Consider the following 22,353-nt stretch of genomic DNA (forward strand, 5'->3'; position numbering starts at 1 on the left):
CGTTGGCTAGCCTTCTACACCCGATACGTATTTTGCAGGTGTGGAGACAGGATGCGCGTTTTAGGAATTGAAACCAGTTGTGATGAAACCGGCATCGCTATTTATGATACCGAGCAGGGCTTATTGGCGAATACGCTATATAGTCAGGTCAAGTTGCATGCCGACTATGGTGGCGTTGTGCCTGAGCTGGCTTCTCGTGATCACGTGCGTAAAACCCTACCTTTGATTGAGCAAACGTTAGCTGATGCAGGCCTCACCGCGGCAGATATCGACGGGGTTGCCTATACCGCTGGGCCAGGCCTAATTGGTGCATTATTGGTGGGAGCGACTATTGGTCGCAGCCTTGCGTTTGGCTGGCAGGTACCCGCTATTGGCGTACATCACATGGAAGGCCATTTGTTGGCACCCATGCTTGAAGAACGCCGCCCTGAGTTTCCTTTCGTTGCCTTGTTAGTGTCTGGTGGACACACCCAGCTGGTTCGGGTGGATGGGATTGGTCAGTACCAACTGCTCGGTGAGTCGGTGGATGATGCCGCGGGTGAAGCCTTTGACAAAACAGCCAAGTTACTCGGTTTGGATTACCCTGGGGGGCCTCGTTTAGCCAAGCTCGCAACGTCTGGCCGCGCGGATCGCTTCCAATTTCCACGACCTATGACTGATAAACCCGGTCTTAATTTTTCTTTTAGTGGCCTGAAAACAGCGGCTGCGCAAGCAATTGCCAAACACGGTGATGATCCGCAAACCCACGCAGACATTGCGCGAGCGTTTGAAGATGCAGTTGTGGATACACTCATTATTAAATGCCAGCGTGCGCTAGAGCATACCGGTCTTAATCGACTTGTTATGGCCGGTGGTGTGAGTGCGAATGTTCGATTGCGCGCAGCGCTTGAGCAAACACTTGCCGATTTAAAGGGTGAGGTATTTTATCCGCGTCCTGAGTTCTGTACCGATAACGGTGCCATGATTGCCCTAGCCGGTGCGCAACGGTTAGTGTCGGGTTATCAAGAAGATTTAAGTGTGCAGGTACGCCCGCGTTGGCCGCTAGTTGAGCTGCCCGCCATCTAATTATTTTTTCGGCGGCGTTTTACGAGAAGGTTTGGCATTTCGTAACCCTACTTCGGTACCATGCCAAAGGCGTTTAATATTTGTGCGGTGGCGCCAGATAATGAGCGCCGCAAGCATGATAGCCGGAATGGTATATTGGGGTTTGATCAGCCAAGCGAAAAGTGGAGCCAATGCCACCGTAATTAATGCAGCGAGCGATGAAACGCGACTGATCCAAAACACAATGCCCCAAGTGACAATGAGCAGCAACGCCATTTCCGTGGCTACTGGGAACATCGCGCCAAGTGCTGTCGCCACGGCTTTCCCTCCCTGAAACTTAAAAAACAGGGGGTAGATATGGCCAAGACAGGCGGCAACAGCGACAAGTCCTAATATAATCGGCGGTAACCCAAGTAAATAGGCGCTCCACACGGGAACCATGCCTTTTAGCACATCAAAAAATAAGGTAAATCCGGCAGGAATAGGACCACCGAGGCGATAGACATTCGTGGCGCCGGGATTGCCGGAACCGCGAAAACGGGGATCGTCAAGTCCAAACAGCTTGCTGATAATAACGGCGCTGCTAATGGAGCCTAATAGGTAGGCTAAAACGATCATGAGGATGGCCAGGGCAGACATCGGCGGTATGGCAATTCCTTGTAGCGTTGCTCTTGTTGCGCCGAAGTCAGCGCGTTACTATGCGGTGCGCGCTTCAGTGCGTTCGTTTTTCAAGGATACGGTGTTTTTTGGTTAAATGCTATCCGACCTGTGGTGGTAAATCGGATGAAATTCGGGCAAAACTGTAACAATTTATAACCATCGCGAATTCTGCGATTTGAGGTAAAGCGAGTCCTATGAACAATCACAGCAAAGATGTATTTAATCGCCATCTATTTGAGGGTGATGTTGTGCTAGTGGAAGGTCTCGAGGTTCCTGCCGTGATTGGAATTTTCGACTGGGAACAGGCGATTAAACAACCTTTGATTGTGGATGTGGCGGTGGCTTGGGATAATCGCAAACCGGCGGTATCCGGGAAAATCGAAGATGCGTTGGACTATGATCAACTGAGCCGGGCAATCACCTCCTGGATTCAAGAAAAACCCTACGGATTAATTGAAGAAGTGGCGGAAATGCTTGCTCAGCGTATCTTGCATGATTTTGGCGTAGCGGCAGTGCAGTTAAAAGTTGCCAAACCGACTGCGGTGAAAGCGGCGCGAACGGTAGCGGTGCAAATTACCCGATTCGCATCAGGAGCCAATTAAGTAATGGCGCAGGAAACGAGCGAGCACATCGTATATTTTGGTATCGGGAGTAATCTCGAACGGAAAAAGCATATTAAGGCCGGTATCGCTGAATTAGCACAGCGCTTTGATCATGTTCCCTTACGTATTTCCAGTGTCTATGAAAGTGAAGCGCTTGGATTTACCGGACCTCCATTCTATAACCTAGTTGCAGTAACCCGTACACAATTAACACTGTCCGAAGTACAACAGGCTATTCGTGATATTGAATCCCGTTATGGTCGCCCACCTGATGCTGAGAAATTTAGTTCGCGAACATTAGATATCGATATTTTAATCTTCGACAATTGCATCCAAAACGAAAAGAAGGGAAGCGAGCCAAAATTACCGCGACCTGAAATCCTGACCAGTGCTTTTGTATTAAAACCATTGGCTGAACTCGCGCCACATGCGCGCCACCCGACAGCCGGCCAGACTTTTAGTCAGTTGTGGAAGATATTTCAAGATCAGGATCACAACCAGCATCTGACGATGGTAAACGAGGCATTAAAGTAGAAGCCCTTTCTTTAACACCGTCACTTTGCGGCACTCATCTTGAGATATGCACTCATCGATGCATGTCATATCAAGCGGTTGATAGATGCTGTTCTAATTCAGCGATTCGTCGTCGATCAAGCTCATCCCGAATGGCTGAATGTTGAAAGCCATCGGCAATGACCTTCTTTACTTCAACGTTAGCGGTAATATTTAAGGCGCGCTCGAGCACTTTAATATCGGGGCGTTGCTGCCAGCCCTGTCGCTGCGCAATATAGGCGAGTGCCGTGAGGGTGTGCTGAAGTCGCTCTGGCCGTCGAAAGGCATCGCAAATATGTAAAAAATCTAAAATAGCCGTCGCGCTTAGCGTCGATTCACTGAGCTGTTGGCAGATAAGGCGAAGACTTTGACTGATCTTCATATGAAGTGTGGGGACACGAAAATGCTCACTTACATCAATTGTGGGCGATTCTTTATTGAGGTCATAGCAGGCTAAAGCAAACCGCACGACATCACTTTCCTGCACTTCATGGGTCAGGCGCAAACAGTGCATGGGAATATCATGCATAGGCGCGCCGACAAGTTCTGTTAACGCCCCAACTCGTTGCAGGGTTTCAAAGTAAACGGCTGGATAGGGTGTGATTAATGCCTTATAGGTTTCCATCCATACCCGTTCTGGTGTCAAACGACGTAGTTCACCTTGTTGGCTCATGCTGACCAGCAATTTTTCCGTATCTTTAGCAACGGTAAATCCAAGGCCGTAAAAGCGCGCTGCAAAGCGTGCGATGCGCAGAACGCGCAGCGGATCTTCACTAAACGCCGGGGAGACGTGGCGTAATACCTTTGCTTTAATATCAGCCAAACCACCGTAGGGATCGATCAAACGACCATCGTTGCTTTGCGCAATGGCATTGATGGTCAGGTCGCGGCGAAGTAGGTCGTCTTCCAGGCTGACATCAGGACTAAACTCACAAGTAAATCCGGTATAGCCGGGGCCCGACTTTCGCTCCGTGCGCGCAAGGGCGTATTCTTCTTTGCTTTTAGGATGCAAGAACACGGGGAAATCGCGACCTACGGGCTCGAACCCTCGCTCAATTAACGCTTCAGGGCTGCTACCGACCACGACGTAGTCTCGCTCATGGACGGGCAAGCCTAGCAGCTCATCACGCACGGCTCCACCAACGAGATACACCTGTAACCCTTGCAATTTGGGATCCTGAGTCATGCTTATCCTTCGTGTTTCTTAAAAGTGCGCTGATTGAAACTTTTTTCAATCTAACGTACAGATAATCACGAATGCTTGCACGCATTGCAAGGATTCATAAGGCCTGTTACTTTGATTTTATTCGGTTCAATTGAGCATACCCATGTACCACGACTATTTTGGCTTCGAGCAGACGCCGTTTTCTATCGCGCCCGACCCCGATTTTTTGTACTTAGGCCCTCGTCATCAAGAGGGTCTTGAACATCTGCGCCAAGGGCTAAGCGGCAGCGGTGGCTTTTTATTGCTGACCGGGGAAGTCGGTACAGGAAAAACAACCTTATCACGGGCAGTTTTGGCAGAGCTGCAGGCTCATGTGGATGTGGCTTTTGTATTGAATCCTATGTTGAGCGAACGGGAGCTTTTGGCAACGATTTGTGATCAGTTTGCGATACCGGGTCGTCATGAAAAGGCTTCTCTTAAACGCTTAACCGATCACTTGAGCCGGTTTTTGCAAGAGGCGAGCGCGCAAGGGCGACAACCTGTCGTTCTGATCGACGAAGCGCAGCACCTACTGCCGTCGGTACTCGAACAGTTACGCCTGCTCACCAATTTAGAGACCAACTCACGCAAGTTATTGAGTGTGGTGCTTATTGGTCAGCCAGAGCTGCAAACGCTATTACAACGCCGCGAATTGCGGCAAGTGGCACAGCGAATTGTCGCTCGTTACCATTTGTTTCCGCTTACTGAAAGCGAAACGCGGGCCTATATTCACCATCGTTTAGATTGTGTTGGCGGTGCGCCTGACATTTTTGATTCAGCGGCATTGAAACAGATTTTTAAGTTTAGCCAGGGCACCCCGCGACTGATTAACTTAGTCTGCGATAGAGCATTGCAGTTAGCAGCACGGCAAGAAACCCGAAAAGTGGGCAAAGCCTTGGTTGCTGAAGCCGCTGAGTCTTTGAGTTTCTCGGTCCAGAGTCGTCCTCAGCACCGTCATGGCATGCGCTGGACGACGGTGTTTGCAAGTGCTGCGGTTCTTGCCATTGTGGTCAGTGCTGGCATGTGGACGTGGTCTGAGCGCAGCAAGGATTTTGAGCAAGAACGCGTGGTCCAGCAGCAAATTGACAGGGAAACGGAGCGCGAGTGGACAGAAGATAATTCGGTTTTAACTGGGCTACCGCCCGCCGATATGTTCCGCTTGCTTGGCGATCGTTGGCAGGTACAAAGCTACATCTCAGGAACTCAAGCGTGCAATGAAATTCCGGCGTTAAATTTGGCGTGCGTACGTGGCCACTTTACCTTAGAACAATTGATTCGCTTAGACTTGCCCGCACTATTAGAGTCACGGGTTTCTGAACGATGGCTGATGTTAAATGGCGTGGAAACTACCGATACCGGACTACATCGAATGTCCGTTATCGACCAAACGGGTACACGCACAGTGAGTACCCAAGAGCTGCAGCGCAATTGGAGCGGCGAGGCTATCGTGTTTTGGCAGGTGCCAAACAGCACCGACTTTGAACGCTGGGTACGAGAGGGTGTGCAGGAGTATCTACCTTATTCTCTGCGCGGAGCATCCTTGTCGCAACAGCTAGAATGGCTGCGCACAAGTCTCGGCCGGCTTGTGACTGGACGCCGCTCCGCGGACGAGCCGGATCAGCTCACTGACATTGAATTGGCCTATTTGAGCTCAGGGTACTTTACCAATCGACCCTCGCTGCAACGTCCACAAATCGTGCAGGTGCCGCAAGGCCTTATTGCTTATGATCCGGAAGCACCGAGCATGGCGGATGTGTCAATTCCACTGATGCGGCGCAGTTTGCCTGCATTGACGAGTGCGAGCGCTGACAATGTGAACACAAGTGAAACTGAACAACGGGCATCGGTGCAAGATCCCCTCGCAGAACCGACGGAAGACGTGTCTGATCATATTCGGCACCTTTTTGATAGTGCCGTTGCAGAAATTGGCATTGATGATGTGTTGAGAACTGAAAATCAGGCAACGGTGACAACGAGTTTGCCATTTGCTCGTGATTTATCACGTGACGAGCGACAACAACTGCCGCGCTTTAATTATGATTCGCATATGTACAGCGGGCGCAGTCGTGATCGTTGGATTCGTCTTAATGACCGCATGCTGCGAGAAGGTGAACGCATGGGAGAGTTGCGCGTGATTGCCATCGAGCCTTCCCACACGGTGTTCGGTTATCGCGATATCTTGTTCCGTTTGGAGGCCCTTGAGGATTTGAATTTCTGACCTACTGAAATACTTGCTTCATGTTGGAAGCTTTGCGATGATGCTCCTAAATTAAACGCTTGTTTGAAAATGTTCAAAGGTGATGTTTCTACATTACCTCATAATGAATGTGGGAGTAGCACATGAGTGATTATCGCGCAGCGCTTCAGGATATGAACTTCCTGTTGCATGATGTTTTTCAAGTTGGTCAGGACTGGGAACAAATGCCGCAACTGGCTGACATGATGGATCCTGATACGGCGCGGGCAATTTTGGATGAAGCCGCAAAATTAACGGAGACCCTGATTGCGCCAAATGCACGCGCAGCCGATGAACAGGGTATTCGTTTCCAAGATGGCTCTGTGACAACCCCCGATGGTTATAAAGAACAATTTCGTCAGCTTGCGGAAGGCGGCTGGGTGGGCGTAACAGCCAATCCTGATTTTGGCGGAATGGGCCTGCCGAAAACACTCTCTGCACAATACGAAGAAATGATGTGTGCTGCGGATATATCCTTTAGTTTATATTCAGGTCTCACTGCAGGCGCCATTATGACATTGGATCTGCATGGTAGTGATGAACTGAAGCAGATGTATTTACCTCGGCTTGCGGCGGGGCAGTGGACAGGCACCATGTGCCTCACGGAGCCTCATTGTGGCACCGATTTAGGCATTATTCGCAGCAAGGCTGTGCCCGCAGCCGATGGCAGTTTTGAGGTGTCAGGAACCAAGATCTTCATCACAAGTGGTGAGCATGATCTGGCTGAAAATATTGTCCATTTAGTGTTGGCAAAACTACCGGATGCGCCGCCGGGAACGAAAGGCATTTCACTGTTTTTGGTGCCTAAGTTTCTTGTTAACGAAGAAGGTTCGCTGGGTGAGCGAAATCCGGTGGTGGCTGGTTCTGTTGAACACAAAATGGGTATTCACGCCTCAGCCACCTGCGTTATGAATTTCGACGGTGCTAAGGGATGGCTCGTGGGCGAACCTAATCGCGGCCTAGCGGCGATGTTTACCATGATGAACTACGAACGTTTGGGCGTTGGTATTCAAGGATTAGGAGCCGCATCACGCTCCTATGTGACCGCGTTAGAGTATGCCAAGGATCGCAGACAAGGGCGCGGCGCAAAAGCAACACAAGAACGTCAGGCTGAAGCAGACCCATTGTTAGTCCATGGTGATGTGCGTCGCATGCTGCTCACCATGAAAGCCTTTATTGAGGGCGGCCGTGCATTTTCAACCTATGTGGGGCAACATCTAGATCGTGCAAAATTCTCGCCAGAGGCAGATCAGCGCGCCCAGGCAGAAGCATTGGTGCAGTTGCTAACGCCGGTTGCGAAAGCATTTATGACAGACACTGGCTTAGAAGCCACCATCGCTGGGCAACAAATACTGGGCGGTCATGGTTATGTCCGTGAGTGGGGGCAAGAGCAGTGGGTGCGGGATTGCCGCATTGCTCAAATCTATGAAGGGACCAATGGAATTCAAGCACTCGATCTGCTTGGTCGCAAAGTCGCGGGCTCACGCGGTGAGTTACTCAAGCCATTGGTTCAGGAAATTAAGACATTTTTAGCGCAAGACAGTGGCGAGTGGGCAGATCAATACGGGCAATTAAACGATGCCCTCGATCAGCTGGTTTCCGTCACGACCCATGTGCTTGAGAAAGTGCCTAGTGATGAAAATATAATCAATAGTGTCGCCGTCGATTATCTAAATTTAGTCGGCTATGTGGTCTACGGCTATATGTGGTTGCGAATGGCGCGAGTGGCGGAAGCACAGCCTGAACTTGGTGAGTTTGCCAGTGGAAAAGGTAAAACAGCTCGTTTCTACTTTGCCAAATTATTACCGCGGATTACCGGTTTAGTGGCGGCCATTGAAGCAGGTTCAGACAGTCTGTTTGAGGTTTCTGTCAACGAATTCTAACGGCGAAGCGTAATTACAGACGCATATAAAACCTCGGCTCGTGCCGAGGTTTTTTTTTAGCCAAATTTCGACCACTTGCTCTTTGCATTTGCGCAAGGTTCACGTATTTTGGAAGATATAAAGGACACACACTTAAAAAGATAAAACTATGCATGAGTTGAGTGGGGACGCGCGACAGGACGATCATAGTTCGCGAATACTGGAACAATCGAGTGAATTAACTCTGTTTCGCGGTGTACTGTTGTTCATAGGCTATGTGGTGTTATGGCGCGTCTCGGCATTGATGGAATATGCCCCGCACGCGAGTCTTTGGTTTCCGCCCGCAGGCTGGACGCTTGCTGCCTTCCTGGTATTTGGTGTTCGCGCTCTCTTTCCTCTCGCACTGGGCATGATGTTCACCACATTCTGGATGAATGCGATTTACGATGCGGGCCAAACCATTACCGAAGTTCTCGTTGTCGGGTTACTGTTTACCTTTGCCATTTCGTTTTCCTACGGGCTTGGTGCTGCACTGTTACGACAGTTTGTGCGTTTTGGCGTGGTGCGAGATCTCCCGGTTATGGTCATGTCGTTTCTGGCGCTTGGGGCACTGACCTCATTATTGGCCTCGTTTTTAGGCACACAGGTGTTACTGATTGCCGGCACCGTGAGCATTTTCGACGTGTACACCATTTGGCTGCCCTGGTGGATTGGCGATATGGCAGGCGTCTTGGTACTCACGCCCTTATTTATGGTACTCATGCTCTGGCGTCAGCCGCATTTATCGAGCTGGGTGCGCACATTGCGTATCAGTACAGAGCCAACGCCAATTTATCAATTTGGGGTAAAACTCACGGTATTACTGTCGTTATTGTACGCCTGCATTTTGTTGTCGTGGTGGTTCGAACATCGCGATGTGGCATTTGCCGTGTTTTTCCTTATCATCCCACAAATGTGGATTGCGTATACCGAGAACGCCCTTCGCACAGCGGTTAGTTTAGGTGTATTTAGTCTGTCGTTAGCCATTGGCATTAATCTTTTCGATTTGGGCGAGTCGGCGATGGTCTATCAATTCGCAGTGACCGTGATTGCCGCAAGTGTGTATTTTGGTCTGGCTGTGCCCGTGTTGCTTGCGCAAAATCAGCAGTTACAAATGCAAGCGCAGTTCGACTACCTAACCGGCGTGACCACGCGGGGTTACTTTAGCGAATTAGCGGCGGACGAGCTTGAGCGGGCTTCCCATTACAAGTATCCGATTAGTTTGCTGATGCTCGATCTAGATCACTTTAAGCGCATCAATGATACCTACGGTCATGCGGTGGGCGATAAGGCACTGATGGCGGTGGCCGATGTGTTAAAGAATCAGCTGAGGCCATCTGATCTTTGCGGGCGTTTTGGCGGTGATGAATTCTTAGTGCTGTTGCCCGGATTAAGTGAAAGCAGCGCTTCCAAGGTTGTGGTTCGCATTAAGGACGCGTTTGAATACATTGCGATTGAAGGCCTTGATGAGCCTATCTCGGCGAGTTTTGGCATGGTGCAAATTGAGCCGGGCGAAAGTTTAGAAAAAGCGTTACAGCGAGCAGATGAGCACTTAATAACAGGTAAACGGCGGCGCTAAAGCTTTAATGGATAACCTGAGCGCTCGCCAGAAACTGCCGAAATTCCGGAACAGGTAAAGGATGGGAGAATAAAAAGCCTTGGAAGCGCTGGCAACCTAGCTCTAATAAAAAGTCTTTTTGTTCCGGTTCTGCGACTCCCTCTGCGATAACATCGAGATTCATTACTTTGGCAAGACGGAACACTAAATCTGCGATGGCGGTGTCGTCAGTGTTCTTCACCATATCCCGGACAAAACGTAAATCGAGCTTAATTTCGTGAATGGGTAGGGCCTTAAGATACGACAGTGACGAGTAGCCGGTGCCAAAGTCGTCTAAAGAAAAACGCACTCCTAATTTTTGTAAATCAAGCATATGCTCAACGACGGTATCGGTATCGCGAATCATTGCACTTTCGGTTATTTCAAGCTTAAGTCGCTCCGGATTAGCGCCGGTTTCTGTGAGGATGTCACGAATATCACCAAGAAACTCTGGCTGCAAAATATGCTCTGCACTGATATTTACTGAAATAGGGATGTCGTATCCGGTTTCTTTCAATTCATTTAAAAGATGGCATGTTTCTTTTAATACGATTTTCCCGATCTCACCAATTAACCCAGTTTCTTCGGCGAACGCGATAAATTGTCCGGGTGACAACAAGCCGCGGGTTGGGTGATGCCAACGCACGAGTGCTTCAGCGCCGATAATCTGATCATCAGCATTGTTTTGTGCCTGATAGTACACTTCAAATTGTTTGTCGGCGATAGCAGTACGCAAGTCGGAATACAGTTGCGCTCGCTCAATAGCCTCTTGCTGCATCGCCGGATCATAATATTGAATGGTATTGCGGCCTTGGGCTTTGGCTTTATACATGGCCAATTCCGCTTGCTTGAGTAAATTTGCAGGAGTTTCCTGATTGTTGCCATAAACAATACCGATACTGGCCGAACCATGAAAAGTGTGGCCGTTGATACGAAACGGGCGGGCAAGCTCGGCACGTATACGTTCTGCACTTTCCTGTACATAGAGTACCGATTGTTCATTATTGTCCATGGCCGTTTCAATCAGCAGCAAAAACTGGTCGCCGCCTACGCGAGCTAAGGTATCCTCCTCGCTAACGGCAGCCAGCAATCGACCGGTCACTTGTTGCAATAGTTCGTCGCCCGCTTCACGGCCTCGGCTATCGTTTATTCGTTTAAAGTTATCAAGATCAACAAAAAGTAGGGCGCACGCGTGAGTGTATCCGCGGTGAATACTTAGGGAATGCTCCAAACGATTGGTGATCAGACGTCGATTCGGTAAAGCCGTTAATTCATCATAATAGGCAAGGTATTCGACCTTTTGCTCTGTAGCTTTACGGGCGAGTGTTCCGGCGACCAAATCAGCAATGAGTTGCAGAGACTCGACCGTTTCTGAATGCTCAAGAACGCGGCGCGAGGTTTGAGTGGCAATGAGGGTGCCTAATTCATTCTCGCCATGGCGCAATAGAACGCCAAGCGCGGGCAGTTCATGCGGCAAATCTAAGCCTAACTCGGAAGAGTCGGTAAGCACTGGCTGCTTCTGTAATTTCTTCAGCAAGGCCCGTTTTGTTGAATGAAATTCAGGTGCCAATGGTTTTTCAATGTGAATATTACTGAGGTCGAGAAAACTTTGAATACGTGCCAACGCCTTTGTCACGGTTATGTCGACTTTTTTGGTCGGCAAATTAATAAATTCAACGGCAATGCGAGAGATGAGCTGGCGCAGACGAAATGACTGGTCGGCCCGTTTTCGTTGCAGAGCGCTCGACATAATTTCGCCAACGATTTGGAGTAGGGTGATTTGTTCTTCCTGCCAATCGTAAGGCTCGTGCATTAAATCGATACCAAAGATACCTTGTATCCCATCATCACTTGGCAATGGCACCATAAGTAAGGCGCGCATACCCTGAGGCTCCAAAAGAAGCCGTTCTGGACTATTAGGATCAAGGCTTTGAATATCAGCGATGGGAATGGAGCGGCCCGCTTGCCAATCACCAATCCAATCCTGATACATATCCATGGGTAAATCTTTGAGGTTGTCTATTTCCGCAGGAACACCATCGGCGCACCACTCGTAGGTGTTATCAGCGAACTCCAAATAATCGCTAAACTCAAAGATGTAACTGCGATCAGCTCGAAAAAATGAGCCAATATCGGCGAGGGCTTGCTGAATGGAACTGTCAATGTCATCAACTTTGGCTGCAACAAAACGAGCCGAGACCTTTGCGACCATCTGATAGAACGCTAAGCGTGTATGCTCGTTAATAGCTTGCAAGTAATCTCCAAAGACAGGATCATAGTGTACCTGTTAGTTTAGTTTAAGTGTTCAAGATATCTACTTATTTTTCAAGCGATTTCATAAGGTAATTTGACTGTGCCACAAATATGGATTGATGCTGACGCTTGCCCGGTGGTGATACGTGATATTTTGTATCGGGCGGCCAATAGAACTCAGACAAAACTGACGCTGGTGGCCAATCAGCGTCTGAAGGTGCCGCCATCGCGATTTATTGAAGTAGTACAAGTTGCGGCAGGTTTTGATGTGGCTGACGATGCCATTGCGGCACGCTGTGGTGCCGAGGATCTGGTGATTACTAGCGATATTCCACTGGCCGCGGACGTGATTAAAAAAGGCGCTTACGCATTAAGCCCACGAGGCGAGTTGTATACCACAGAGTCCATTGGTGAGCGGCTAAATATGCGCGATTTTATGGATACGATGCGTGCCAGTGGCGTACAAACCGGTGGACCACCGCCATTAACTCAAGCTGATCGGCAAAAATTTGCTAACCATTTAGATCACTGGCTGGTACGAAAAGCGCCATAGTTTCCATGTGGGCGGTTTGCGGAAACATATCTAACATTCCCCATCGTTGCAGCCGATAGCCGTGACTGAGCAAAATCTCTGAGTCGCGAGCCAGTGTCGCAGGATCGCAAGACACATACAGTATCCGCTTCGGTTTCAGCTTGGATACGTGCTGACAAACGTACTCAGCGCCTGCTCTGGGTGGATCTAATACAACCACATCAAATGAATTCGCCGCCCAGCTAAATTTATGCAGGGGTTGATTCAGATCTGCGGAAGTAAAGCGCACGTTAGCAACCGAGTTTAACGCCAGATTGCGATTAGCTTGCTCTACTTGGCTTCTGCTTCCTTCGACGCCGAGAACGCTATGGCAGCGCGCCGCCATAGGCAAGGTGAAATTGCCAAAGCCGCAGAATAAATCCAATACGTTCTCATCTTGCTTGAGCCCGAGCCACGCCAAGGCTTGCGCGACCATGGCCTGATTGACCTGCGCATTTACCTGTAAAAAATCGCCGGGCTGAAATTGCAGTAAGGTGTCTTTCTTATTTACAGCAAGGGTGTAGCTCATCGGTAAGATATCGCCTTGCTGTAATGGTTCGTACAGCAATCCGGCGTCACTGTCTTTACCGGAGATAGCAAACATAATTTGGACGTGATGTTGCTGCGCAAATTGACGCCAAAGTTCTCTATCATGGGTGGATAATGGCTTCATGATCCGAATGATCACCTGCGCGGTGGTCTCCGTATCGATGAACTCGATGTGTCCGAGATCAGCACTGCCGTCTAATTGCGGTACAAAACCTTGTAGCGCCGGCACGAGAGGCTGAAGGCGCTCCGTGAGAATTGGACATTCTTGAATGGAAATAATCTGTTTCGAGCCCCGCGCGCGAAAGCCAACAACTAAGCCTTGCGACTTGGTTTTAGTGACGCTTAACCGAGCCTTTCGACGATAGGAAAATGGCGTGGCAACTAAGGCAGGTGCCTGCAGTGAGTCCATATCCAGTGCGTGCTTTGTACTCAGTGGATAAAAATGCTCTTTAATGACCTGCTGCTTGTGGGCGATTTGTGCCGAATGGCTGGCATGCTGCATTGAACAGCCACCGCACTCGTGCGCATGTTGGCAGCGAGGTTCGACGCGCTCAGTTGCAGGTTTAAGTACTTGTATGACATGGGCTTCGTTGTAGCGGCTGCGACTTTGGGTGATTTGCGCGGTCACAGTTTCCCCGGGGAGAGCACCTTCAACAAATATCGTTTTACCTTGTTGGTCGTGAGCGATACCCCGACCCTCATGACTCATTCGTTCAATCACTAAGCCGTTGCCAGCGTTACTTTTAGTCGGAGCACTTACACGTGGACTGGGGTGTTTATTGCTCGCTTTCTTTTGACGTTTTTCTTTCTGATAACGGTCGAATAATGATGCCATGGAAGAGCCTGAATTTGTAAGGACGTTACAAGTACGATGAAATCGTGATTGTAAAGGTTGTTCAATGATGCGGTTATTTTAGCATGGGAGCGGTGCGTTTCTGCCAATTTCTGCTAGCTTTAAAGTGAAATGTTCACACGCTTGCCTTTAATGATTCCGTGAAAAGGCCTTTTGAACATAAAAAAGGAGTTAGGAAATGGGTACAGGTTTACTCGGTATTATCCATCTCATTTTGATTATTTGGGCATTGGTGAAAATCATGCAAAGCGGGGTAAGTTCAGGCAATAAAGCGCTGTGGATTGTACTCGTTGTATTGTTACCAATTATTGGCTTTATCATTTGGTTGATCGCGGGACCAAAATGACCGCGAAGGTTAGATGCAAAAACGGCCATCTCTGATGGCCGTTTTGCTATTCAACAACGCTCGGTTTAATCACCAAGGGAGAGCAAGGTTGCATTCCCGCCCACTGCAGTGATGTTGTCGCTGAAGGTTTTTTCAGTCATAAACGCATACAAGTAGTGAGGACCACCGGCTTTTGGACCAGTACCGGACAACCCACGCCCACCGAATGGCTGTACACCAACAACGGCACCAACCTGATTGCGGTTAATATATACATTGCCCACATTAATGCGCTTGGCAACATCGTAGGCAAAGGTTTCGTTACGGCTATGAATACCAAAGGTTAAGCCGAAGCCAGTATTGTTAATATCGTCGATGACTTGATCCAATTGATCGCGTTTAAAGCGAATCACATGCAAGATCGGACCAAAGTTTTCCCGATGCAACTGGCTAATACTATCGATTTCAATCGCCGTTGGCGTCACGAAGGTACCGCCTTGGGTGTAATCCGGCATAGGCGCTTCAGCGATGAGCTTTGCGACATGTTGAATATCGATAATATGTTGTTCCAAGTTGGTTTTCGCAATGCCGTCAATGACAGGGCCAACATCTGTTTTGTGTTCAATAGGATCCCCTACCAAGAGTTCCTGCATTGCGCCTTTGAGAAGGTCGATAATGCGGTCGGCAACGTCGTCTTGAACGTAAAGTACACGCAGTGCAGAACACCGCTGGCCGGCACTTTTGAAGGCACTGCCAACAATGTCGGTAACCGCCTGTTCTGGCAATGCTGTTGAATCAATCAACATTGCATTTTGTCCACCGGTTTCCGCAATCAAGGGAACCAGAGCGCCGGTACGTGCGGCTAATGCACGATTAATTGCTTGTGCGGTATTGGTGGAGCCGGTAAAGCAGACGCCTGCAATATTTTCTTGGCTCACTAAGAACGCACCCACTTCGGCACCTTTGCCCGGTAGGAATTGCAGTACATCGCCAGGAATTCCAGCCTCAAGCGCCAATTGAACGGCACGATAAGCGACTAACCCGGTTTGCTCAGCCGGTTTGGCGATTACGCAGTTACCCGTGGCTAATGCCGCGCTTACTTGACCTAAGAAGATGGCGAGTGGAAAGTTCCACGGGCTAATGCAAATAAAGGTGCCGCGGCCTTGCACGAAGAGTTCGTTGGTTTCTCCGGTTGGGCCAGGCAACTTGTCACCTTTGCCCATAAGCGTGCGCGCTTGGCTTGCATAATAGCGACAAAAATCGACCGCTTCACGGACTTCATCGATGCCATCTTGCAGGGTCTTGCCCGCTTCAAGGGTACATAAAGCGATAAGTTCATGCAGATGCTCTTCGAGCAAATCGGCGAGCTTTTCGAGGGCTTCTGCGCGTACATTAACGTCGGTATTGGTCCAACGCGGATACGCTTTATTGGCTAACTCAAGCGCCTTTTCTGCCAGTTCGGCATCGGCCCAGCCAATGGTTCCAATTTGAAGCGTGCTTTGTTGTGGTGACGTGACCCCGACGCGCTGGCCAGTTTCTACGAGTTTGCCATTAACGACCGGGCCACCTTGCCACTGATTGTTTTGGAAGCTGCGAACCTTCTCAAAGAAAGGCGCGCCTTGAGATTCGATATTCATATTTAACCCCAGTGAATTCTTGCGTTGCCCGAAAATCTGTGACGGGAGTGGAATTTTGTCATTGGCCAAAGAAGGCTTTTTCCGCAAATTAACAAGCGGATGCTCGACTAAGTCTTCAATAGGTACTTTCGGGTCGAGTAATTTATGCACAAACGAGCTGTTTGCCCCATTTTCCAGCAAACGCCGCACCAAATAGGGCAGTAACTCTTTGTGGGCCCCCACAGGGGCATAAATACGTACTGTTTTGCCCGGGTTTTTAGCCAAGAACGCATCGTAGAGATCTTTACCCATGCCGTGCAGGCGTTGGAACTCATATTTACGGTCACCGGCTAGATGCTGAACGGTGACAATGGTCTGGGCATTGTGTGTGGCAAATTGTGGATAAATATTCCCACGAGTGGCATCCGTCAATAGATAACGAGCACACGCCATGTACGACACGTCAGTACTTGCTTTGCGGGTAAATACTGGATATCCAGGCAGGCCAAGTTGCTGGCAGTGCTTAATTTCCGTATCCCAATACGCGCCTTTTACTAAGCGCACAGGAATCTCGTCGCCGCACTCTTGCGCAAGGGTATTAATCCACATCAGCACCGGAAGCGCGCGCTTGGAGTAGGCCTGAACGACCAAGCCAAAATAAGGCCAGTCTTTACATACGCCGCTGCGATACACTTTCTCAAATAAATCGAGCGACAGTTCTAAGCGGTCCATTTCTTCGGCATCAATACTCACCCCAACGTTGGCGTCTTTTGCCAGCTTAATTAAATCGGTAAGGGTGGATGCTAGCTCAGTGAGCACGCGCTCTTTGTTGGCAAGCTCGTAACGCGGATGTAGAGCCGAAAGCTTTATCGAAATCGTGGGCCGAGGTACGTCGGGATTATTAAACTCTTCTGCCGCGACACGTTGGATGGAATTCACGTACGCTTGTTTATAGCGTGCAGCGTCCTTACTAGTAAGCGCGGCTTCGCCCAGCATATCGTAACTATGGGTATACCCAATTTCACGATTCTTGCGGCTATTTTTTAAGGCTTCTTCAATTGTACGGCCTAAAACAAACTGTTTTCCCATCAGCTTCATTGCTTGATAGGTTGCAGTGCGCACAACCGGCTCACCTAAGCGTTTTATTAAACGACGAAAACGATTCACTGGTTCGTCTTTCTTCCGCCCGTGAGGATTAACCACCTTAGTGGCAAGGTTCAGCCCCCAGGTTCCGGTATTGACCAGAATGGACTCGCTCTTCTTCATGTAGTCATTCCAGGCACCTTTGCCTAGCTTGTCTTGAATCAGGGCGTCTGCGGTAAAACTATCTGGAATACGCAACAACGCTTCCGCCAGACACATAAGAATAATGCCTTCTTCGGTGTCTAAGCTATATTGCTGTAAAAATGCATCGACGCCGTCACCGCCTTGGGTTTCTTCGCGTACATCATGCACCAGATCGTGTGCTGCCTGAGTGAGCGATTGCACGGTCTGATCATCGTCCTGGACCAGCGCGATTAGCTCTTCCAAGTATGCATTTTCATCCACCGAGTAATTGTCGGTGATCGCCTGTCTCAGCGCTTTTAGCTGCTGAGGTTGGTTGTGTTGAGACAACACTTGACTGGCTTTAAACATTACGTCTCCTGTAAGCAAAAACCGATAGAAATCGGTACCACAGATCCGCACGGGAACATGGTCGCCATTGTATGGTTATTTTGCGCTGGGTAAAGCTTTGTCGATAGGATTTTTTGACTTGCCCGATGAGTTCCGTGAATCTTGCGATAACGAACGGTTTATCCGAGGTTGACCCTGATTGGGTTACAGCCGCAGAATAGGGCACAATGGAATCAATTAAGCAAAGGGGCGCTATCGTGACTAGAGACCAAGAAGTTGAACTTAAGTTTTTGATTGATAGTAAAGAAATACAAGCCCTCCAAGAGTATTTAGACGTGCGAGCGAAACGTCTGGAGCCTCTTCATCTGCAAAATATTTATTTTGATACACCCGATGAAATACTCAGTGAAGAGCGAATTGGATTACGCATTCGACGCTGGAATGACCAGTGTGAACAAACCATTAAATTGGCGGGTATCCAACAAGGCGCCATGAGTCAACGACCAGAGTATAACCAACCATGCGATTCTGATCGACCCGACCTAACCAAGTTCCCCGCAGAGATCTTTGATGAACATCTGGATCCAAAGGCGCTCACTGAACGCCTTGAGCCGATGTTTCACGTTAACTTTTTGCGTCACCGCTGGCTGTGTGAGTCAGAAGGAACCGCGATCGAGGTGGCTCTTGATAAAGGCCATATTCTCTCCGGTGACTTGCAGGAAGAAATATTAGAATTAGAACTTGAGTTAGTTTCCGGCGATGTGAGTGAAATCGAGCGTATGGTGTCTGATTTAGAACAGTCGGTGGTACTTTCGCCAGGAACTCACAGCAAAGCCCAGCGCGGGTTTGCATTGCGAGCTAAAGCGCAGCGTGGTCGCGGATGTTAAGCTTACCCCAGCTAAACCTAGAGCCCATAGATTTTGCGCTACCTAAGGCGTTGGCGAAAGAGCAAAGCGCAACATGGGATCGCATGGAAGATATTGTTGCGGGTGCCAGCTTGGACGCTTCTAAGGTAGAGCAGATACACTGGTTAAGCGTGGTCAGTCCGTTTTTCGTGCGGACAGTGGAGCGTTACTCTGAAGCCGTATTCACTCGCCTATTTAGTCCTTTACCTGCATCTGTAGAGCAGTTGCAAGAGACCCTTGCCAAAGGTACGGGTGAGCGTGACTTGCTGGCAGCGATTCGACGTTTTCGCCATATCGAAATGGCCCGGATCGCAGGCCGCGATCTTTTGGGTTGGATGCCCCTAGAGCGCGTGTTACAAGAAACTAGCGCCATTGCCGATATGCTGATTGAACAGGCTTTAGATCTGTCCAAGGAGCTGTTGGCAGATCGGTATGGGCGTGCCTTAAAAGACGAGGCTGAAGTTCCCTTGATTGCACTGGCTATGGGCAAGCTTGGCGGTGAAGAACTTAACTTTTCTTCCGACATTGATTTGATTTTTTGCTTTCCAGAACGAGGTGAAACCACCGGAGGCAGACAAAACGTAGATTTTGAGCTCTATTTTGGCAAGCTGGCGCAGCAGTTTATGCGCTTATTAGGCGAGAACACTGCCGAGGGTCAGCCATTTCGAATTGATTTGCGGTTACGCCCATTTGGCCAATCAGGACCGATTGTATCGAGTCTCGCTGCCCTGATGGACTATTATCACGAACAAGGCCGAATGTGGGAACGCTATGCCATGGTAAAGGCGCGGGTATTAGGCGCTGATGAGGCATTGCAGGCAGAAGTGCAGGACGTGTTGCGGCCTTTTGTTTATCGTCGCTATCTTGATTACAGCGCCATTGATGCCTTGCGCAAAATGAAATTGATGATCAATCAAGAGGCGCGCCGTAAAGGCGTATCTCAGAATATTAAATTGGGTTTGGGGGGCATTCGCGAAGTTGAGTTTATTGCCCAAGTATTCCAACTCATCCGCGGCGGACGCGAACCGGAATTACAAACGCGCTCGTTAGTATCGGCACTCAGCATTTGTGAGCAGCATCGGTTACTCGACGCTCATGCAGTAGATGAATTGCTTCATGGTTATGCGTACTTGCGCAAGGTTGAACACGTTCTGCAAGAAATTGATGATCAGCAAACCCAAACCTTACCTGAAGATAAACTAAATCGAGCGCGTGTCCTACTGGCCACAGGCTTTGCGGCAACCGATGCCGGTTGGCAAGAATTTCATGACCAATTGCATGGCGTCATGCAAAGCATTCATCGGCATTTCCTTGATGCAATTGGTGGTGAAGCCGATATGTTGAGCGCGGAAGATAGCGAATACTCGGTGTTATGGCAGGACCTACTTGAAGATGACACGGCCCTTGATGTACTCACAGAAGGCGGCGCAAAAGATGCCGAGGCTTGTTGGCAGCACATCCAGGAATTTCGTCAGTTAACCAAGAAGCGCCCCTCAGGGCCCCGTGGCCGTGAACTTCTCGCTCAACTGGTTCCAGTGACCATAGAAAACGCCTTGGCGCAGAAAGATCCGGCCCTCGTGCTTAAACGGGTTTTTGAAGTTCTAGCGCAAATTATGTCGCGCTCCACCTATTTAGAACTTTTGGCGGAGAATGAAGAAGCCAGAACTCAGTTAATCTTTTTATGTGGCTCCAGCCCTTGGATTGCCCATCTACTGGCCAAGTTTCCTTGGCTGCTTGATGAGCTCATTGATCCTGTGCAGCTCTATCATTTGCCGAACGTGTCGAGTTATCGCAATCAAGTATCCGAATATATGATGCGACTTCCGCAAAATGATGTAGAAGCGCAAATGGATACGCTGCGACACGTAAAGCAAATATTTCAATTAAAGGTGGCGGCTGCCGATTTGAACGATGGCGTTCATCTTATGCGGGTAAGTGATCATCTCACGTATTTGGCCGAGGCCATTATTGAGCAAGTTGTATTGATGGCTTGGCGGCAACTTGCCGAGAAACATGGAACGCCTCCGGGTCGCGATGAGAGCGATACGGGCTTTGCTGTTATCGCTTATGGCAAACTTGGCGGATATGAACTCGGTTACGGCTCAGATCTGGATTTAGTATTTGTTTGTGACGATGACATTAGCGGACAAACGGATGGAGAGCGCCCGATTGATGTGCAGCAGTTCTATTTAAGGCTCGCCCAGCGAATCCTGCATTTATGCACCACACGCACTATGGGTGGTGTGTTATATGAGGTGGACTTGAGGCTGCGTCCCTCTGGGCAATCAGGACTTTTAGTGGTGCGCATGGGCACCTATAAAGAGTATCTTCTCACGGACGCATGGACCTGGGAACTGCAAGCGCTGGTGCGGGCTCGATATGTGTTTGGTGCGGTGACCTTGCTGGAAAAATTCAATGCAATTCGACGGAATGTGTTGCGGCTTAAACGAGATAGTGAAAGTTTGCAGGAAGATGTGTTGAATATGCGTTGGAAGATGCGTGAGCATTTATGGCAGCGTAAAACCGATTTAAGTGATGTAAAGCAAATGCCCGGAGGCATGGCTGACATCGAATTTATCACACAATATTTGGTGTTGCGCTGGAGTAATGAATTTCCTGATTTGTGCGTGTGGACCGACAATATACGCATACTTGAGAATGCGAGCGCTCATAAACTATTACCCGCGAAGCAAGCGAATCAGCTAATTTCTGCCTATCAAGCCTTTCGTTTTGAAGCTCATCGTTTAGCCCTTGCCGAGCAGGGCAGTTTGAGTGAGCGCACCTTTACTGAGCATACGCAACATGTCAGTGAAGCCTGGCATGACTTGTTCAATGAATGGCCGCAAACAGAAGATTAACTATTTTTGCGCCGTTGGTGCTTCGGGTAATAACTATCTAAATCGTCGCTTGGACGGGTTTTAAAGCGACGATGTACCCACATATACATGGCGGGCATGGCGCGAATCGCACGCTCCACTTCCAGATTCACGTGCTCCGCATCCTTGGTTTCATTGCCACTAGGTATCGGATGTTTCGGTGGATACACTTTCAATCGGTAGCCTTGATTGCCCGGAAGGCGTTCACATGTACTGATTAAGGTTTCGCAGTTTGCGCCTGCGGCAAATATGGTGGTACCGGTTGTTGTGCAAGCGTCTGGCACATGGAACAAAGGCACATAGACGGCGCGATTGCGGCCGTAATCCTGATCTGGCAGATAGCCCGCCACTTCGCCTTGATCTAAAGACGCAAGCATACTGCGCACGTCTTTGCGTTGAATCATAAATTTATTGCTGCGACTGCGACCGCGTGTTTGTAGATACTCCATGAGATCATTATTGTGCGGCCGATATAAGCCCACGGAAGGCTTCATTAGACCAAAGACACGGGCATGAACTTCAAGGCACAAGAAATGAAAAAGTAATAAGAAGACACCTTTTCCAGCAGCTTCAGCATGCTCTATGTGCTCCCAGCCCTCAACTTGCAACTTGCGGCGCATCCGCCAATCCGGCCACCACCACGCCATTCCCGTTTCGAACAGGGCCACCCCATTGTTGGCAAAGTTTTCTCTTAACAGTGCCTCACGTTCGGATTCAGACATTTCAGGGAAGCATAATTCAAGGTTACGACGGGCCACGGCCACACGCTTTGGCATGATTTTATAGAGCAGCCAACCTAATCCTTTACCTAAGGCAATTTGTAACCGAAAGGGTAACCAAGAAAGGAGATAGAGGAAGCCAACCATAACCCAAGTTGGCCAAAACTTCGGATGCAAAAAATAAATGCGAAAGCGCGGTAACTCTACGGATTTAATAGATGACTGGTTGGCCACGTGAGCAGATCCTTCATATTATTCTTTGCGCATTGTAACGAA

At 49.2% G+C, this 22,353-nt stretch carries 16 protein-coding genes; 10 read left to right on the forward strand and 6 right to left on the reverse strand.

Annotation, left to right across the window (positions count from 1 at the left end):
- Nucleotides 1-51 precede the first annotated feature (51 nt).
- Nucleotides 52-1,065, forward strand: a complete 1,014-nt coding sequence (gene tsaD, locus HXZ99_RS10260; RefSeq protein WP_194757210.1) for a tRNA (adenosine(37)-N6)-threonylcarbamoyltransferase complex transferase subunit TsaD — start codon at nt 52-54, stop codon at nt 1,063-1,065.
- Here tsaD and plsY read toward each other — a convergent pair whose 3' ends face one another.
- Nucleotides 1,066-1,683: a glycerol-3-phosphate 1-O-acyltransferase PlsY gene (plsY, locus tag HXZ99_RS10265; protein ID WP_194757211.1), complete on the reverse strand. Its 618-nt coding sequence runs from the start codon at nt 1,681-1,683 to the stop codon at nt 1,066-1,068.
- A 215-nt stretch (nt 1,684-1,898) separates the two neighbouring features.
- Between plsY and folB the strand changes: the two genes are divergently transcribed.
- Together folB and folK are read left to right on the forward strand one after the other, a co-directional pair.
- Entirely contained in the window at nt 1,899-2,306 is a 408-nt protein-coding gene (folB, locus tag HXZ99_RS10270; RefSeq protein WP_194757212.1) for a dihydroneopterin aldolase, read from the forward strand.
- A 3-nt stretch (nt 2,307-2,309) separates the two neighbouring features.
- The gene (folK, locus tag HXZ99_RS10275; protein ID WP_194757213.1) at nt 2,310-2,840 is read left to right on the forward strand and encodes a 2-amino-4-hydroxy-6-hydroxymethyldihydropteridine diphosphokinase; all 531 of its coding nucleotides are present in this window, start codon (nt 2,310-2,312) and stop codon (nt 2,838-2,840) included.
- Between the two features lie 70 nt (nt 2,841-2,910).
- Here folK and HXZ99_RS10280 read toward each other — a convergent pair whose 3' ends face one another.
- Nucleotides 2,911-4,044 (reverse strand): multifunctional CCA tRNA nucleotidyl transferase/2'3'-cyclic phosphodiesterase/2'nucleotidase/phosphatase, encoded by a 1,134-nt coding sequence (locus HXZ99_RS10280; RefSeq protein WP_194757214.1) that lies wholly within the window; start codon nt 4,042-4,044, stop codon nt 2,911-2,913.
- Nucleotides 4,045-4,186: 142 nt separating this feature from the next.
- Here HXZ99_RS10280 and HXZ99_RS10285 point away from each other — a divergent pair, with 142 nt between their 5' ends.
- From HXZ99_RS10285 to HXZ99_RS10295, 3 genes are all read left to right on the forward strand, one after another.
- Entirely contained in the window at nt 4,187-6,280 is a 2,094-nt protein-coding gene (locus HXZ99_RS10285; protein ID WP_194757215.1) for an AAA family ATPase, read from the forward strand.
- Between the two features lie 122 nt (nt 6,281-6,402).
- A complete protein-coding gene (locus HXZ99_RS10290; protein ID WP_194757216.1) occupies nt 6,403-8,181 on the forward strand; it encodes an acyl-CoA dehydrogenase C-terminal domain-containing protein in 1,779 nt (592 codons plus the stop codon).
- 148 nt (nt 8,182-8,329) lie between these two features.
- Nucleotides 8,330-9,778 carry a GGDEF domain-containing protein gene (locus HXZ99_RS10295; RefSeq protein WP_194757217.1) on the forward strand — a complete coding sequence of 483 codons (1,449 nt, stop codon included), beginning with the start codon at nt 8,330-8,332 and terminating at the stop codon, nt 9,776-9,778.
- Nucleotides 9,779-9,782: 4 nt separating this feature from the next.
- On the opposite strand, the gene HXZ99_RS10300 is transcribed toward HXZ99_RS10295, so the two are convergent.
- Nucleotides 9,783-12,050: a putative bifunctional diguanylate cyclase/phosphodiesterase gene (locus tag HXZ99_RS10300; RefSeq protein ID WP_194757218.1), complete on the reverse strand. Its 2,268-nt coding sequence runs from the start codon at nt 12,048-12,050 to the stop codon at nt 9,783-9,785.
- 99 nt (nt 12,051-12,149) lie between these two features.
- On the opposite strand from HXZ99_RS10300, the gene HXZ99_RS10305 reads away from it, so the two are divergent.
- Nucleotides 12,150-12,602 carry a YaiI/YqxD family protein gene (locus HXZ99_RS10305; RefSeq protein WP_194757219.1) on the forward strand — a complete coding sequence of 151 codons (453 nt, stop codon included), beginning with the start codon at nt 12,150-12,152 and terminating at the stop codon, nt 12,600-12,602.
- On the opposite strand, the gene rlmD is transcribed toward HXZ99_RS10305, so the two are convergent.
- Nucleotides 12,562-14,004, reverse strand: a complete 1,443-nt coding sequence (gene rlmD / locus HXZ99_RS10310) for a 23S rRNA (uracil(1939)-C(5))-methyltransferase RlmD (protein ID WP_194757220.1) — start codon at nt 14,002-14,004, stop codon at nt 12,562-12,564. The genes HXZ99_RS10305 and rlmD overlap by 41 nt on opposite strands.
- Nucleotides 14,005-14,200: 196 nt before the next feature.
- Here rlmD and HXZ99_RS10315 point away from each other — a divergent pair, with 196 nt between their 5' ends.
- Nucleotides 14,201-14,368, forward strand: coding sequence for a PLDc N-terminal domain-containing protein (locus HXZ99_RS10315; protein WP_194757221.1), 168 nt, complete (start codon nt 14,201-14,203; stop codon nt 14,366-14,368).
- Nucleotides 14,369-14,433: 65 nt separating this feature from the next.
- Here the strand turns inward: HXZ99_RS10315 and putA are convergent, their stop codons facing one another.
- The gene (putA, locus tag HXZ99_RS10320) at nt 14,434-17,598 is read right to left on the reverse strand and encodes a bifunctional proline dehydrogenase/L-glutamate gamma-semialdehyde dehydrogenase PutA (RefSeq protein WP_194757222.1); all 3,165 of its coding nucleotides are present in this window, start codon (nt 17,596-17,598) and stop codon (nt 14,434-14,436) included.
- A gap of 236 nt (nt 17,599-17,834) precedes the next feature.
- On the opposite strand from putA, the gene HXZ99_RS10325 reads away from it, so the two are divergent.
- Nucleotides 17,835-18,464 carry a CYTH domain-containing protein gene (locus HXZ99_RS10325; RefSeq protein WP_194757223.1) on the forward strand — a complete coding sequence of 210 codons (630 nt, stop codon included), beginning with the start codon at nt 17,835-17,837 and terminating at the stop codon, nt 18,462-18,464.
- Entirely contained in the window at nt 18,458-21,340 is a 2,883-nt protein-coding gene (glnE, locus tag HXZ99_RS10330) for a bifunctional [glutamate--ammonia ligase]-adenylyl-L-tyrosine phosphorylase/[glutamate--ammonia-ligase] adenylyltransferase (RefSeq protein ID WP_194757224.1), read from the forward strand. The genes HXZ99_RS10325 and glnE overlap by 7 nt, the downstream gene beginning before the upstream one ends.
- Here the strand turns inward: glnE and lpxL are convergent.
- Nucleotides 21,337-22,311, reverse strand: a complete 975-nt coding sequence (gene lpxL, locus HXZ99_RS10335; protein ID WP_331458493.1) for an LpxL/LpxP family Kdo(2)-lipid IV(A) lauroyl/palmitoleoyl acyltransferase — start codon at nt 22,309-22,311, stop codon at nt 21,337-21,339. The two genes, glnE and lpxL, sit on opposite strands and share 4 nt — an antisense overlap.
- Nucleotides 22,312-22,353 lie beyond the last annotated feature (42 nt).

Source organism: Aliidiomarina indica, from assembly GCF_015354615.1.
Taxonomy (GTDB): Bacteria; Pseudomonadota; Gammaproteobacteria; order Enterobacterales; family Alteromonadaceae; genus Aliidiomarina; species Aliidiomarina indica.